We start from the raw sequence: 15,357 nt of genomic DNA on the forward strand, positions 1-15,357 counted from the left end.
CTCTGCCGCCCAACAAAAAACCCGCCTCAAGGCGGGTTTTTTGTTGGCAACAGATCAGCTTTTGCGCTTCAGCCGGATCAGCGCGGAGATGTCGTCATCGCCGTAGCCTTCGGACATCAGCTGGGCAAAATCCGCCAGGGACTGTTCGATGATCGTGCGGTCGGTGCCTGCATCGCTGGCGATGCCGCGGACGATGCCGAGATCCTTGTGCAGCAGCGCCAGCTTGAAGCCCACCGAGAACTCGTTGCGCAGCATGGTGGCGCCGCGCTTCTCGAGGAACCAGTTGCCAGCCGCGCCCGCACCGAGCGTCGGGATCAGGCGTTCCGGATCGAGGCCCAGCGCTTCGCCAAGCGCCAGGCCCTCGGTCACCGCGTGGGCGATGCCCGCGACGAGCACCTGGTTCACCGCCTTGGTGGCCTGGCCGGCGCCCACCGGGCCCATGTGGGTCACGCGGGCCGCATACGCTTCGAGCACCGGGCGGGCCGTTTCCAGCACGTCCGCATCGCCGCCGACCATCACCGAGAGCTTGCCGTTCTTTGCGCCCTCGACACCACCGGATACCGGGGCATCGAGGAACGCGCCGCCGGCATCGCCGATGATGCGCGCGGCCTTCTTCGCCGTATCCGGCGAGACCGTCGAATGGTCGACGACGATGGCGCCCTTCTTCAGCGTCGGTGCCAGCGCTTCGACCACGCCGATCACATCGGCATCGGCGCTGACGCACACGGCGATCACGTCGCTGCTCGAGGCGATCGACGCGAGGTCGGGCGCCTGCACGCCCAGTTCCTTCGCCAGCGCATCAGCGCGGGCCTGGGTGCGATTGCCCACGGCAGCCAGCAGTCCGTTCGCGTGCAGGTGGCCGGCCATCGGGGCGCCCATCGCGCCCAGCCCAATGAATGCAGCCTTCAGTGTCATCGCGTGGTTTCCGCCAGGTAGGTGTAACCGGTGAGGCCCTTGTCGAGCGCGGCGGCGAGTTCATCGGCCACGGCGCCATCGATGCCCGCCGCCTTGATCCGGTCGCTATACGTCTGGCGCAGCGCCTTCACGTCGTAGCCCACGTAGTCGAGCATCAGGTCGGTCGTATCGCCGCGGCGGATGTGCGCGAACTCATAACCCGCGGCGGTGGCGCGGACGTTCACCGCATCCGTATCGCCGAACAGGTTGTGGATATCGCCCAGGGTCTCCTGGTACGCACCCACCATGAAGATGCCGAGCCGGTACGACTCGCCGTCCTTCAGCGGGTGCAGCGGCAGGCTCACGTCCACGCCTTCCGCGTCGACGTAATGGTCGATGCGGCCATCCGAATCGCAGGTGAGGTCGGCGATGACACCGCGACGCGTCGGTTCTTCGTCCAGGCGCGCGATCGGCACGATCGGGAAGATCTGGTCGATCGCCCAGATATCCGGCACCGATTCGAACACCGAGAAATTCACGAAGTACTTGTCGACGAGCTTCTCGTCCAGGTCGTCCAGCGCCTGGCGGTGGGCGCGCTCAGCGGGGAGCAGGCGCGGGCGCACGGCGTTGGCGATCGCGTAGAACAGGTCATCCAGCGTGGCGCGGTCGCGCAGGTCGAGCTGGCCCAGCGCGTACAGCGCCTGGCCTTCGGCGAAGTGGTGCTGGGCTTCGTGGAACAGTTCCAGCGGCGGGCGCTCGTCGAGCTCGGCGTGGGTTTCGCGCAGGTGGCGCAGCACCGCGGGCTCCTCGGCACGCGGCGCGGCGATCGCGCCCTCCGGCACTTCTTCCACTTCGCTGACGTTCACCACCATCACGGCGTGGTGCGCGGTCATCGCGCGGCCGGATTCGGTGAAGATCGTCGGTGCCGGCATGCCGTACTCGGCCACGGCCTCGGCCAGCGGCTGCACGATGCTGGCCGCGTACTGGCCCATGCTGTAGTTGATGGAGTTGAAGCTGCGCGAGCGGGTGCCTTCGTAATCCACGCCCAGGCCGCCGCCCACGTCGACCACGTCGATGGGCACGCCGAGGTTGTGCAGTTCTACGAAGTAACGCACGGCCTCGCGCATGCCCGCGGCGATGTCGCGGACGTTCGAGATCTGCGAGCCCATGTGGAAGTGCTGCAGGCGCAGCGTGTGCTTCAGGCCGGCGGCATCGAGGCGTTCGATCAGCTCGAGCACCTGGCCGGGGCTCAGGCCGAACTTGCCCTTGTCGCCACCCGTGTTCTGCCACTTGCCGGCGCCGATCGAGGCCAGGCGAACACGCACGCCGAGCAGCGGCTCGACATCCAGCGCCTTCGCCTCGGCCAGCACGTGGTCCAGCTCGGAGAGCTTCTCGACCACGATGTGGACGCGCAGGCCCAGCTTCAGGCCGATCAGGGCCAGGCGGACGTATTCGCGATCCTTGTAGCCGTTGCACACCACCATGCTGCCCGGGCGGGCGTAGGCGAGCACGGCCATCAGCTCGGGCTTCGAGCCGGCTTCCAGGCCAAAGCCCTCCTCGCCCGCGGCCACGAGCTCGCCGACCACGCCACGCTGCTGGTTCACCTTGATCGGGTAGATCGCGGTGTACGTGCCGGCGTATTCGGCATCATCGATGGCCTTGCCGAAGGCCTCCTGCAGCTTGCGCAGGCGGTCGGCCAGGATATCGGGGAAGCGGACGAGCAGCGGCAGGCGCAGGCCTTCGGCCGTGGCCTTGGCCACGATGGCCGGCAGGTCGAGGGCCGGGCCCTCGTCGCCGCGCGGGCGCATCTGCAGGTGGCCGTCGGCGGCCACGTCGACGTAGCCGTTGCTCCAGTGGGGGATCGCGTAGGTCAGCTTGGCGCGATCGATGGACCAGTTCGCCATGGGGAGGCGGTCTCCAGGTGATGTTGTCGTGTCCCCTTGAGGGGGCGCGGAACAGTCGCAGCGGCGAACCTTGACGTAGAACAGGCCTGGGCGGCCGGGAGCCTCGCACGCCGCGGGGCCGACCAGACAGGGCCAGCTATCCCAATACGGGTAGCGGCTGACCTTCTATTGTAGCGGGCAGGGATGACATCCGTGTATCGCCCCCAAAAGGGCCCGACGGCTGCCCGGTCAGGGACTTGGCCGTTTTTTCATCCGGAGCCGGTACAATCCCCGGTTTACACCCCTACCCGTTTCCAGGATCAAGCGTCATGTCGCAGCAGCAGCTCAGCTGGTTTACCGAGGCCCACCAGGCTTCGGGCTCTTCCATCGGTTACCGCGTCGAGCGCCTCCTGCACGCGGAAAAGACCCCGTGGCAGACGATCGAGATCTACCAGACCACCGATTGGGGCAACCTGATGGTGATCGACGGCTGCGTCATGCTGACCAGCCGGGATAACTTCCTGTACCACGAGATGATGACCCACCCGGCGTTGTTCACCCACGCCCGTGCCAAGCGCGTCGTCATCATCGGCGGCGGCGATTGCGGCACGCTGCGCGAGGTGCTGAAGCACGAGGAAGTGGAGAAGGCCACCCAGGTCGAGATCGACGAGCGCGTCACCCGCCTCGCCGAGGAGTACTTCCCGGAACTGTGCGATTCGAACAACGACCCGCGCGCCGAGTTGCTCTTCATCGACGGCATCAAGTACATGGCCGAAGCCGAGCCGGAATCGATCGACCTGATCATCGTCGACTCGACCGACCCGGTGGGCCCGGCCGAAGGCCTGTTCAACGCCGCCTTCTACAGCAGCTGCTTCAAGGCCCTGCGCCACGGCGGCATCCTGGTCCAGCAGTCGGAATCGCCGCTGGCCCACATCGAGCTGATCAAGTCGATGCGCTCGGCCATGCGCACCGCCGGCTTCAAGGCCGTGCGTACCCTGCCGTTCCCGCAGCCGTGCTACCCCACCGGCTGGTGGAGCTGCACCATGGCCCGCAAGGACGGCGACCTGAGCGGCTTCCGCGAGCGCGGCGCCATCAGCAAGGGCTTCCCGACCAGGTACTACAACGCTGATATCCACAAGGGCGCCCTCGCCCAGCCGGAATTCATGCGCGAGCAGCTGGGCGACTAAAGCATCGCGCGCAAGCGCGCTCCCACAGGTCTACCGCGATCTTGTGGGAGCGCGCTTGCGCGCGATGGATCCAGCGAAAGAAAAAGGGCGCCCTCGAGGCGCCCTTCTTTTATTTGCTGCTTTCGACGTGCGAGGGTTCCCACCCGGCCGGCGCCTCGGCCGGCATGCCGTAGGCGCGTAGCGACGCCAGGACCACGCTCATTTCCGTGCCGCCGCTGCGGGCCAGCGCCAGCAGCTTCTGCGCGGTGGCCTTGTCGCCCTGGGCCTGGACGTTGAGCTGCGCGAAGCGCTGCATCTGCCAGATCAGGTTGAGGCGGGCGGTCTTCGCCGACTGCTGGTCGGCCGCGTCGGCCGAGAGCGTCTCGCGCAAGTGCAGGCCCAGCGAGCGGCCGAGCGGGCTGCTGCCCCACTCGAGCACCTTGGCCAGTTTCAGGCAGTCGCCGACGATGGCCGCGTTTTCCTTGTTGGCCTCGCAGAACTTCGCGGTGTTCTGGAAGCCCGGCATCGGCTGCGCGCTGGCCAGGCCGAACACGATCACCATCTGCACGCCGGCAGCACCGGCGCCCTGCAGGGCGTTGAACGTATCGGGCGGCGGCGGTAGCTGGCTCACCGAATTGGCGAGCGCCTTCATGCTGGCGCCCAGGTAATCGTCGTAGGTCTTCGCGTTCGCGGCCTTCGCCAGATCGGCGCGGGCGGCATTGGCGTCACCGTTGTGATCGTCGATGCCCAGCTTCAGCAGCCACACGGCCGCGTTATCCGGCGCCTGCTGCTGCAGTTGGGTCACCGCCTCCGCGTTCGGGCAGGTGCCGGCCTTCGCATCGCAATCGGCCAGGCGGACCCAGGTAACCCGGGGACCGGCATCGGCGTTGCGCGAGGCGCGCTCGAGCAGTGCGTGGTAGGTCAGCACCTCGGGCGGGTTGCTGAGCGGGCGCGCCAGCAGGGCGGCGCCGAGGAGCGGCTCGGTCTCGGTGCGCAGCGCCAGCACACTGGCCAGATCCTTCTGGAACTGCAGGAGGGCCTGGGTCTGGTCTTTCTGTGCCTTCAGCTCCGCCTTGGTAGGCGCCTTCTGGGCACCGGGCCAGGGCTCGGCCGCGAGGGTGGGCAGGCAAAACAGGCTGGCAAGGGCCAGAGCCAGGACGCGGCGTCCCCGCATGGGACATCTCCGTGAAATAAAACGACAAGGATACGGCCACAGGATGAACGGAAGCTGCGGCCCTTTGGCTTCACACAGGGGCGACATTGTTACCATCGGACGCAGCGCGGGGGGAACATGCCAGCTAGCGGCCGCATGACCGATGCACCAATCCTGCGATAGAACAGGAGCTTACAATGGATCAATTCGCCACATTCACCAGCGGCTCGGGCGGTTTCTTCGTCGGCTGGGGCACCCTCTCGCTGATCAACGCCGGCCTGGCGCAGGGCAAGAACCGCAGCGGGCTGCTCTGGTTCCTGCTGTCGCTCATCCTCGGCCCCATCGCCACGCTCGTCTTGGTCCTGATGCCCAAGGTTCGTACAAAGCTCTTTTGATCCGCGCCCCGGCCTGTGTAGGCTAGGCCCCTCCCCATGGCAGGTGCTCGCGGATGCTTACGACGCTCGTGGCAAGCAGCAAGGGTGGTTGCGGCAAGTCGACGCTGGTGACGCAACTGGCGTCGTACTGGTCACAGGCCGGCAAGCACGCGGCCATCATCGATGCCGACCGGCAACATTCCAGCTTGCGCTGGGCCGGCCGCCGCCCGGAGAACGTCCCGTCCGTCACCGCCATCGAGGGCAGCCGCAAGGCGTTCGACCGGCTGTCCAACGACATCCAGCGGGTCATGATCGACATGCCCGCCGGCATGGACGAGAAGGACATGGAGCCTTACCTCGAAAAGGCCGATGTCATCCTCGTGCCGGTCCTGCCCTCCACGTTCGACCTCGATGCGACGCTGGATTTCCTCAAGATCCTGCAAGGCATCGGCCGGGTGAAGCGTGGCAAGCTGCCGGTGGGCCTCGTGGGCAACCGCCTCAAGCCGTGGACCAACGCCAGCCAGCAGGCCATGGCGGAACTTGCCGAGCAGGCGCCGTTCCCCGTGGTCGCCGAATTGCGTGATTCGCAGGCTTACGTCTTGCTCACGGCGCTCGGTAAGGGCATCTTCGACTATCACTCGGAAAACGTGCGCGGCCACCAGGACGACTGGGCGAAACTGCTCCGCTGGATCAAGCGGAGTACCTGAGCGTAAGGGCAACCGCGACGGCAAGATCACGCCACTCACCAGTGGCCTTAGCGGAGGACGGTACCCATGCGCGAACTCATTCTTCTTCGCCATGCCGAGGCGGAAGCCCACGGCAAGGATGGCAAGGACGACCGCGAGCGAAAACTCACCGAACATGGCCGCAACGAGGCGCGCGCCGCGGGCGCCTGGCTGGCCGAACACCATGTTAATTACGACCGCGTGCTCTGCTCGCCCTCCGAGCGCACGAAGGAAACCGCCGCGCTGGCCCTGGGCCACGTCGAGCCGGTCTTTGAAGACAGCATCTACGAAGCCACGCCAGGCGCCCTTTACGACCTGCTCGACAAGCAGGAAGGCGTCGAGCGCGTCGTGCTCGTCGGTCACAATCCCGGCATCGAACAGTTGGTAGCCTTCCTCGTCGAGGGCCGCTCCGAGGATTACCGCGGCATGCCACCGGGCGGTATGGCGCGCCTGGCGTTCGATGGCAAGTTCGAGCCTGGCGCCGCCAAGCTCGAGACCTTCTGGTCGCCACCTAACTAGCTTCCGTACGGCGAGTTCCTGATGCGTTACCTGTTGTCGGCGATCGCCACGTTGCTTCTCGCGTTGCCCGCGGCCGCCGCCGACCTGCGCATCGATGCCGCGCGTTCGAAAGCCGAGTTCACGGTGCGCCTGCTCTGGGTCACCACCGTCACCGGCCACTTCGAGGGCATCCGTGGCGACCTCACCACCGATCCGGCCACCGCCACCGCGGTGGTCCGGGCGGATCTCGATACCGAGAACATCAGGATGGAATCCGCGCGCCTGCGCCGCTGGGTGCTGGCGCCGGAATTTTTCGATGCGGAGCACCATCCGCGCATCCATTTCGAATCCTCGCCCACACCGCTCACCCTGCTCAGCCAGGGCGGCGACGTGGCCGGCCAGCTCACCATCCGCGGCGTCACCCGCCCGGTCACCTTCCGCCTGCTCGCCAACCGCTGCCCGCCCGAGGCGATGCAAGGGTGCGTGCTCCAGTTGCAGGGCCTCATCGACCGTACGGACTTCGGCATGCTCGGCCGCCGCGGTGCGCTGTCCGACCGGGTGAACCTGGGCATGGCCATCGTCCTGTCGCCGTTGTAAAGCCCTGCGCCGGGTCTCCGGCTCACGTGGCGTTGCACCATCTCCCCTATCATGCGCGGCATGCGCCGCCTCCTCGTGTTCCTCGTCCTTGCCGCCTCGCTGGCTTCCGGCGGCTGTTCGCTTTCGGCGGCCCGCATCCAGAAAGCCGACGCCGTGGTGGCGCTCACGATCGACCGCCAGGAAACCTGCGCCCAGCCCGACCGTTGCGCGCTGCCCTCGCCGCTGATCGATGCCGCACGCGAGGCCAACGGAGCCTCCACGCCGGACAAGCCCGTGCATATCGCCACGCTGCTGGAAGATGGCGAAAGCGCGCTGGCCGCGCGGGTCAACCTGATCCGGGCGGCCCAGCACACGATCGATGTGCAGACCTATATCTGGGAACAGGACGACGCGGGCAAGCTCGTCCTCGATGAACTGATCGGCGCCGCGCGCCGCGGCGTGCGCGTGCGCATCCTGGCCGACCAGCTGTTCTCCTTCCGCGACCCGGGCCTGCTCGCCGGGCTGGCCCGCGCCAGCGACCACATGGAGATCCGGCTGTACAACCCGACCTTCTCCAGCGCGCGCACGCCGCCGCTGGAGTTCGCCGCCGGCATCGTCTGCTGCTTCTTCCGCTTCAACCAGCGCATGCACAACAAGCTGCTGGTGGTGGATGACCTGGTCGGTATCACCGGCGGCCGCAATTACGAGGACCGCTATTTCGACTGGGACCCGGTATTCGACTACGTGGATCGCGACGTCATGGTTGGCGGCCCCGTCGCCCGGACCATGGGCGCCAGCTTCGACCAGTTCTGGGACCACAAGCGCTCCGTGCCGCTCACCCACCTGCGCGATGTGAACCGCGAGCTGGTCGCGGACACCGACGACCAGAAGAAGTGGCGCCCCCCGACCTATGACAACCCGGATCGCGTCGCCGAGCTGGTTGCCCACGCGGAAGATCCCGAGTGGCTCGATGAACGACTGGTCCGCGGATCGTTGCGCCTCAACCGGGTCGAATACCTCTCCGACCTGCCCGGCAAGACCGACGAGCCGAAGCGGCGCGAGGCGCGTGCGCTGACCCGCAACATCATGGGCCTGGTGCGCAACGCGAAGAGCGAGGTGGTGCTGCAGACGCCGTACCTGGTCATGAGCCGGCCGGCGAAGAAGATCTTCAGCACGTTGCACAAGCAGCCGGATCCGCCGCGCGTCGTGGTCTCCACCAACTCGCTGGCTTCCACCGATGCGTTCGCCGTGTACGCCATGTCGTACAAGCACCGCAAGCGTTACCTGACGGATTACGGCTTCGAGATCTACGAGATGAAGCCGCACCCGACGAACGCGGATCGCGATGCGCTGGAGGGGCAGTCAAACGCGATCGCCGTGCCGCCGGTCAACCGGCCGGTTGGCTCGGGTGGCGGTGGGCGGCGCCTTACGCGCGCGGAGCGCCAGCAGCTGGCGGCGGCGAATGGCCCGTCGGAGAGCACCGGCTTCCTGTCGGCTGGCCGGCGCTATGGGCCCAGCGCGCGTCATCGCCCGGCGCCGCTGCTTACCGCGGGCGTGCGCTTCGGCCTGCATGCCAAGTCCATCGTCGTCGACGACACCTTCGCCATGGTGGGCACGCACAACTTCGATCCGCGCTCGGACCACTACAACACCGAGGCCGGCGTGATCATCTACGACAAGCGCTTCGCCGATCGCCTGCGTGGCTCGATCATGCAGGACACGGAGCCCGGCAACGCCTGGGTCATCGGGCCGCGGCAGAAGAAGATCCCGGTGCTGTCTGAGGTCAACGAATTCATCGGCGACGTCTCCGAACGCCTGCCGTTCTTCGACCTGTGGCCGTTCCGCTACGCCACCAGCTACGACCTCAAGCCCGGCTGCATCCCCATGCGCTGGACGGACCCCAAGTTCTTCGAATGCTACGAGCCGGTCGGGGATTTCCCCGAGGTCGATGTGTCGCTCAAGGTGATCTACACGCGGATGATCACGGCGTTTGGCTCGGCGTCCTCAGGAATCTTGTAAGGCCGATACCTTGTGGGAGTGAGCTTGCGAACGATGCTCTTCCGCGGACCCATCGCTCGCAAGCTCACTCCCACAAACAGCATCGAGACCTTGTGGGAGTGAGCTTGCGAACGATGCTCTAAGCGATCGGTCAGAGCGGATCTGTCAGCTCGAAACGAATCGGCAGGTCGGACGTATAACGCTGCGGCCGTTCCGAGGCGGAAGCGAACCGCCAGTTCCGCACCGCTTCCTCAGCCGCCTGGTCGAGCGCCATATCGCCGCTCGAGCGTCCAACCGATACCGAGGTGACATCACCTTCCGGCGTCACGGTCACGCTCAACACCACCTGCCCCTCACGGTGCGCACGCAGCGCCTCCATCGGGTAACGCGGCGAGGGCATGTAGACCGGCACCAGCGGTTCCGGCTTCGCGGGCGCCGCTGCGTCGGCGACCTTCGTGGCAGGCGCGGCGGCGGCGCGGCGCGGCACCATCTGCGTGGCCAGGTCGACCACGGTACGCGTGCGCAACCGTGCCAGCGGCGTCGAAGACGGCGGCTGCTCGGCCACGGTCTTCGCCTTGTAGGCGGGCTCGCTGCCCGGCATCACGATCTCCGCCAGCCGGCGGGTGGCCGGCGCGCGCTCGTAGGTCAGCGCGGTAAGCCAGCTGGTGCCGGCGATACCGATGAGCAGGCCAAGGGCGCTGAGGGAGGTACTGGTGCGGAGTGCGAGCATGCGGAGCCGTTTACGGACGTTCGAGGATCGCCGTGACACCCATGCCACCGGCGGTGCAGATCGAGATCAGGCCGCGGCCCGAACCCTTCTGCTCCAGCATCTTCGCCAGGGTGGCGACGATGCGCGCACCCGTGGCCGCGAACGGGTGGCCCGCGGCGAGACTGGAACCGTTGATGTTGAGCTTTGCCGGATCGATGGATCCCAGCGGGGCATCGAGGCCCAGCCGGTTGCGGCAATAATCCTCGGACTCCCATGCACGCAATGTGCACAACACCTGCGCGGCGAACGCCTCGTGGATCTCGTAGAAGTCGAAATCCTGCAGGGTGAGGCCGTGGCGCTTGAGCATGCGCGGCACCGCGACGGTCGGCGCCATCAGCAGGCCTTCGCCATGGACGAAGTCGACGGCCGAGACCTCGGCATCGAGGAAGTACGCCTGGATCGGCAGGCCACGCTTCGCCGCCCAGTCTTCGCTGGCTAGCAGCACCGCGGCCGCGCCATCGGAAAGACCGGTGGAATTGCCCGCGGTGAGCGTGCCCTGGCCCGAAGTCCTGTCGAACGCCGGCTTCAGCGAGGAGAGCTTTTCGAGCGTGGAATCGGCGCGCAGGAAGCCATCGCGCTTGAGCCCGCGGAACGGCACGACCAGATCGTCGAAGAAGCCGGCGTCGTACGCGGCACCGAGCTTCTTGTGGCTGGCCAGGGCCAGCTCATCCTGCTCGACGCGGCCGATGTGCCATTCCTTCGCCATCATCTCGCAGTGGTCGCCCATCGACTTGCCCGTGCGCGGCTCGGCCACGCCCGGGAAGGACGGCTTGAGTTCCTTGAACGAGAAGCCGCGCGTCGCGACCTGGAACTTCTCCTTCAGGGTCTTCGCGCGGTTCAGCGCCAGCAGGCGCTTGCGGAATTTCTGCCCGTAGACGATGGGCACATCGCTGGTGGTATCCGAGCCGCCGGCGATGCCGGCCTCGATCTGCCCCGTGGCGATCTTGTTGGCGATGATGATCGCGTTATCGAGCGAAGTGCCGCAGGCACGCGCCGTGGTGATGCCGGGGGTGGTCGGCGCCAGGCCGGAGGAAAGCACGGCCTCGCGGGCCACGTTCCAGTCCGATGCGTGCTTGATCACCGCGCCCATGGCCACTTCGCCGAGCTCGGCGCCGTGCAGGCCAAATTTCTCCACCAGGGAGCCCAACACCTTGACGGACATGCCAAAGTTGCCGACTTCCGCGTAGGCGGTGTTGTTCCGGCAGAAGGGAATGCGGACGCCACCGACCACACCCACGCGCTTTTGCGACTTTTCCATGCTTTGGGGACTGTCCGAAAAACCTGAATGAGAATGCCCGACCGAGCAACAATCGAAGCCAAAGGGATCGCGGACGCCGACGTTCGCCGACGAACCGGGTATCGGCAAGGCTAACCCGCATCCCCTCTCAACGAAAGGGCAAACACGGCCAATGGTAGAATTGCGTTCCTTTGCCGTTGTGGAAATGTGTCGTGTCCGAGCCTTTGATCGCCTGCCCCGCCGTCCTGGCGCTGGAACTGGTCCCGGGCGAAACCCCCGATCGGCTCGAACTCACCCGCGATGAAGCCCAGGAGCTGGCGGCCCTCATGGCGGCCGACCTGGCCACCCTGCTCCCGGGCGTGGAGGCCTCGCGCTTCGCCGTGGCTGGCGCCCTGTTCGATGGCGTGGAGCTGCTCCGCCCCGGTTTCCCGGTGTTCGCCACCCTGGAAGAGCTGGCCCGGCGGATCCCGCGGGTCACGACCCAGGGCGGCGTGGTCGCCTTTGGCACCCACGAAGGCCACATGCCGGCCCAGCCGCTGGTCCCGGACCCGCGCTACGCCGGCGGCCCCATGCGCCTGGTCCCGTGGATGCTGCTGGCCCCCGAGGAACTGGCGACCGAACTGACCCAGGCGATGGAAACGGCGCTGGTCGGCAAGGGCGAGGCGGGCTCGCTCACCGCGGACTTCCTCATGCGCACGCTCGGCATCCGCCTGGAGCACGCCCGCTACCTCAGCCGCGACGACCTGCTGGCACTCACCTGCGTCCAGTACGAGCACGTGAACCTGGCCCCGCTGTGGACCATGCTCGAGGCGGCCCTGCTCACCCCGTACCGCGACGAGACCGCCATGGGCTCGCGCGGGCTGCCACTGCGTTACGCCGAGGGCCGGGTCAGCGTCCCCGGCATCGCCGGCTGGTTCGCCCGCGACGGTATCCAGCGTGAAAACCCGGCGCATGAGCTGGCCGGCACCCTGTTCGAACTGCGCCAGTACGCGGCGCTGCTGGCCGCCCACCACGTACCCCTTCACCTGGAAGGCGACCCCGCCGCCACGGCGGGTTACCTGGTCGAGGCCCTGGCCGAGGCCGACCCGGCCCTGCCCGCGCCGCAGCTCTACGCCCATGAAGCCGCCGGCCTCGGCATGGCCGCCATCACCGTCGCCCAGCCCTCCCCCGGCAAGGCCCGCGTGCTCGCCCACGGCTACCCGCTCGAACCCAACGCCCTGCACCCGCTCCTCGACGCCCTGGCCACCCGCTACGGCACCGATCCGGAACTCCACACGCTAGGCCGCATGCTCCTCGACGACCGCGGCGCACTGACCGCGCCCGCCCCGTCGCTGCATTAAGCCAGGCCGTTGTGGGAGCGCGCTTGCGCGCGATGGGCGCTTGCGACGAGCACCCATCGCGCGCAAGCGCGCTCCCACAAGGTCGGGCCCGGCCAGGCGGGTGATGTACGGGCATACGCCGACGCACTAGAGTGAGCACTCACGCTCTCGGCTTTTCCTATGCCCCACCCCGTGTCACCCGACGATTTCTCTCCCGCCGACTGGCCTGCGTTCCTGCTTGAGCGCGCGCCGGCGATGCTGGCGTACGTCGGCACGGACAAGCGGCTGCGCTATGCAAGCCCCGCGTTCCGCACGTGGATGGGGATAAGTGAAGAAGCGCTCGAGGGCCGCGCGCTCGAGGAAGTTCTGCCGGCGGATCTTTACCCGCGCATTGCGCCCGGCGTCGCCGCGGCGCTCAGCGGCACACCGGTCATCGCCGATCGCGAACTGCGCCGTGAAGAAGTGCATCGCTACGCACAGGCCAGCTTCTCACCCGACACCACTGACGACGGCCACATCCGTGGCGCGTTCATCGTGCTGGCCGACATCTCCGACCGCCGTGCGCTCGAAGCGCGCCTGAAGGAAAGCGAGCGCCGCTTCGCCCAGGCCTTCCGCCACGCCGCGATCGGCATGGCGCTCGTGTTGCCCGATGGCCGCTGGCTGCAGGTGAACGAAGCCATGTGCGGCATGCTCGGCTACAGCGAGGATGAACTGCTCGGGCTGAGCTTCCAGGACATCACCCACCCCGATGACCTGGCGACCGACCTGATCATGGTCCAGCAGGTACTCGTCGGCGAGCGCCCGTCGTACCACATGGAGAAGCGCTACCTGCACCGCGATGGCCACGTGGTGCACGCACTGCTCACCGTCTCGCTGGTGCGCGACGAACATGGCGAGCCGTTGTATTTCGTTTCGCAGGTGCAGGACATCACCGAACGCAAGGCCTTCGAAGACGCGCTGTTCCGCGAGCGCGAGCTGGCCGAAGTGACGCTGAAATCCATCGGCGACGCGGTGATCACCACCGATCCCGATCTGCGCGTTACTTCGCTCAACCCGATCGCCGAGGCGATGACCGGCTGGAGCAGTCACGAAGCGGTCGGCCGGCCGATGGACGACATCTTCCAGCTGCGCGATCCGCTCACGCGCCGCCCCATCGCCAACCCGCTGCTCACCGCGGTGGAGAAGAACACCATCATCGGCCTGACCACCGATGCGATCCTCGTCCACCGCAATGGCTTCGACAGCCCGATCGAGGATTCCGCCGCGCCGATCCACGACCATGCCGGCAACGTCGTCGGTGGCGTGGTCGTGTTCCACGACGTGAGCGAGACCCGCGCGCTGGCGCTGAAGATGGCCCACCTCGCCCACCACGACACGCTCACTGGCCTGCCGAACCGCGCGCTGCTGCAATCGCGCATGGAGTTCGCCGTGACAGTGGCGACGCGGCGCAAGCAACGCTGCGCGCTGTTGTTCGTCGATATCGACCACTTCAAGCAGATCAACGACACCATGGGCCACGCGGCCGGCGATGCGTTGCTGCAGGAAGTCGCGCGACGTATCCGTTCGGCCGTGCGTCCCGACGACACCGTCAGCCGCCTGGGCGGCGATGAGTTCGTGGTGCTGCTTCCGCATATCGAAGATGGCGTCGATGCGGCGGAAGTGGGCGAGAAGGTGCTGCAGGCATGCAACGAAGCCATCGGCCTGGAAGCCTCGGCCCTGGCGATCAGCTTCAGCATCGGCATCAGCCTGTACCCGGATGACGCGTACGATGCGGAATCCATGCTGCGCAACGCCGACACCGCCATGTACGAGGCGAAGATGCAGGGCCGCAACGGCTACCGCTTCTTCAATGCGAGCATGAACGAGCGCAACACCGCCCGCGTGCGCATCGAAGTGGAACTGCGCAAGGCGCTCGCCCGCAACGAACTGAGCCTGCACTACCAGCCGAAGGTCGATGTCGATCTCGGCACGATCGTCGGCGCGGAGGCACTGCTGCGCTGGCAGGTCGACGGCGAGGATGTGTACACGCCCGAGCAGTTCATCCCGGTGGCGGAAGACTGCGGTCTGATCGTGCCGATCGGCGAATGGGCACTGCGCGAAGCGTGCCGGCAGACCAAAGCGTGGACGGATACGTACAGGCCTCTATCGGTTTCCGTGAACGTCTCTGCGCTGCAGTTCCAGCACACCCGCTTCTTCGAATCGATGCAGGCGATCCTCGTGGAAACCGGGCTGCATCCGACGCTCCTTGAACTGGAAGTCACCGAACGCACGGTTATGGAAGGCGGCGACCACATCGCCGACCTGCTGCACCGGATCAAGTCCGAAGGCGTCTCGCTCAGCCTCGACGATTTCGGCACCGGCTATTGCAGCCTCTCGTACCTCAAGCACTTCCCAGTCGATACGCTGAAGATCGACCGTGCATTTATCCGCGATGTCGCCTGGGACAACGACAGCGCCGCCATCGTCAGCGCGATCATCACGATGGGCAAGGGCATGAACAAGATGGTGCTCGCCGAAGGCGTCGAGAGCACCGAGCAAGCCAACTTCCTCGGCAACGCCGGCTGCACCCAGATGCAAGGCTTCCTCTTCGGCCGCGCCGTCCCCGCCCGCGACTTCGAAGACCGCATAGCGCAGGTAGACCGCGGTTTGCCGACAGCCTAGTGACGGCTCTTGTGGGAGCGCGCTTGTGAGGTGACCCCCAGAAGTTGGACATCTTCTCCCACCTGAGATGTCCGACATGGCCAAGTACCCGAAGCGCTTCAAGC

At 66.8% G+C, this 15,357-nt stretch carries 13 protein-coding genes; 8 read left to right on the forward strand and 5 right to left on the reverse strand.

Annotation, left to right across the window (positions count from 1 at the left end):
* Positions 1-54: 54 nt before the first annotated feature.
* Positions 55-915, reverse strand: coding sequence for an NAD(P)-dependent oxidoreductase (locus tag ACZ6YI_RS21000; RefSeq protein ID WP_465780323.1), 861 nt, complete (start codon positions 913-915; stop codon positions 55-57).
* Positions 912-2,798 (reverse strand): arginine decarboxylase, encoded by a 1,887-nt coding sequence (speA, locus tag ACZ6YI_RS21005; protein ID WP_465780324.1) that lies wholly within the window; start codon positions 2,796-2,798, stop codon positions 912-914. The genes ACZ6YI_RS21000 and speA overlap by 4 nt, the downstream gene beginning before the upstream one ends.
* Before the next feature lie 308 nt (positions 2,799-3,106).
* Here speA and speE point away from each other — a divergent pair, with 308 nt between their 5' ends.
* The gene (speE, locus tag ACZ6YI_RS21010) at positions 3,107-3,964 is read left to right on the forward strand and encodes a polyamine aminopropyltransferase (protein WP_465780325.1); all 858 of its coding nucleotides are present in this window, start codon (positions 3,107-3,109) and stop codon (positions 3,962-3,964) included.
* 109 nt (positions 3,965-4,073) lie between these two features.
* On the opposite strand, the gene ACZ6YI_RS21015 is transcribed toward speE, so the two are convergent.
* Entirely contained in the window at positions 4,074-5,117 is a 1,044-nt protein-coding gene (locus tag ACZ6YI_RS21015) for a hypothetical protein (protein ID WP_465780326.1), read from the reverse strand.
* 176 nt (positions 5,118-5,293) lie between these two features.
* On the opposite strand from ACZ6YI_RS21015, the gene ACZ6YI_RS21020 reads away from it, so the two are divergent.
* The 5 genes from ACZ6YI_RS21020 to ACZ6YI_RS21040 all read left to right on the forward strand — a co-directional run bounded on the left by ACZ6YI_RS21020 (position 5,294) and on the right by ACZ6YI_RS21040 (position 9,288).
* Entirely contained in the window at positions 5,294-5,491 is a 198-nt protein-coding gene (locus tag ACZ6YI_RS21020) for an antitermination protein NusB (RefSeq protein WP_440328808.1), read from the forward strand.
* Between the two features lie 53 nt (positions 5,492-5,544).
* Positions 5,545-6,177 carry a nucleotide-binding protein gene (locus tag ACZ6YI_RS21025; RefSeq protein ID WP_465780327.1) on the forward strand — a complete coding sequence of 211 codons (633 nt, stop codon included), beginning with the start codon at positions 5,545-5,547 and terminating at the stop codon, positions 6,175-6,177.
* A 66-nt stretch (positions 6,178-6,243) separates the two neighbouring features.
* Positions 6,244-6,714, forward strand: a complete 471-nt coding sequence (locus ACZ6YI_RS21030) for a SixA phosphatase family protein (protein ID WP_465780328.1) — start codon at positions 6,244-6,246, stop codon at positions 6,712-6,714.
* 21 nt (positions 6,715-6,735) lie between these two features.
* Positions 6,736-7,290 carry a YceI family protein gene (locus tag ACZ6YI_RS21035; protein WP_440328803.1) on the forward strand — a complete coding sequence of 185 codons (555 nt, stop codon included), beginning with the start codon at positions 6,736-6,738 and terminating at the stop codon, positions 7,288-7,290.
* A 60-nt stretch (positions 7,291-7,350) separates the two neighbouring features.
* Complete coding sequence (locus tag ACZ6YI_RS21040; RefSeq protein WP_465780329.1) at positions 7,351-9,288, forward strand: phospholipase D family protein; 1,938 nt, start codon at positions 7,351-7,353, stop codon at positions 9,286-9,288.
* A gap of 130 nt (positions 9,289-9,418) precedes the next feature.
* Here the strand turns inward: ACZ6YI_RS21040 and ACZ6YI_RS21045 are convergent, their stop codons facing one another.
* Both ACZ6YI_RS21045 and ACZ6YI_RS21050 read right to left on the reverse strand, forming a co-directional pair.
* Complete coding sequence (locus ACZ6YI_RS21045; RefSeq protein WP_465780330.1) at positions 9,419-9,997, reverse strand: energy transducer TonB; 579 nt, start codon at positions 9,995-9,997, stop codon at positions 9,419-9,421.
* A 10-nt stretch (positions 9,998-10,007) separates the two neighbouring features.
* On the reverse strand, positions 10,008-11,294 hold the full coding sequence (locus ACZ6YI_RS21050; protein WP_465780331.1) for an acetyl-CoA C-acetyltransferase: 1,287 nt from the start codon (positions 11,292-11,294) through the stop codon (positions 10,008-10,010).
* A gap of 191 nt (positions 11,295-11,485) precedes the next feature.
* On the opposite strand from ACZ6YI_RS21050, the gene ACZ6YI_RS21055 reads away from it, so the two are divergent.
* Positions 11,486-12,613, forward strand: coding sequence for a hypothetical protein (locus ACZ6YI_RS21055; protein WP_465780332.1), 1,128 nt, complete (start codon positions 11,486-11,488; stop codon positions 12,611-12,613).
* Positions 12,614-12,772: 159 nt separating this feature from the next.
* The gene (locus ACZ6YI_RS21060; RefSeq protein ID WP_465780333.1) at positions 12,773-15,253 is read left to right on the forward strand and encodes an EAL domain-containing protein; all 2,481 of its coding nucleotides are present in this window, start codon (positions 12,773-12,775) and stop codon (positions 15,251-15,253) included.
* The last annotated feature ends 104 nt before the right edge of the window (positions 15,254-15,357 follow it).

Source organism: Luteibacter sp. NPDC104163 (genome assembly GCF_055584245.1).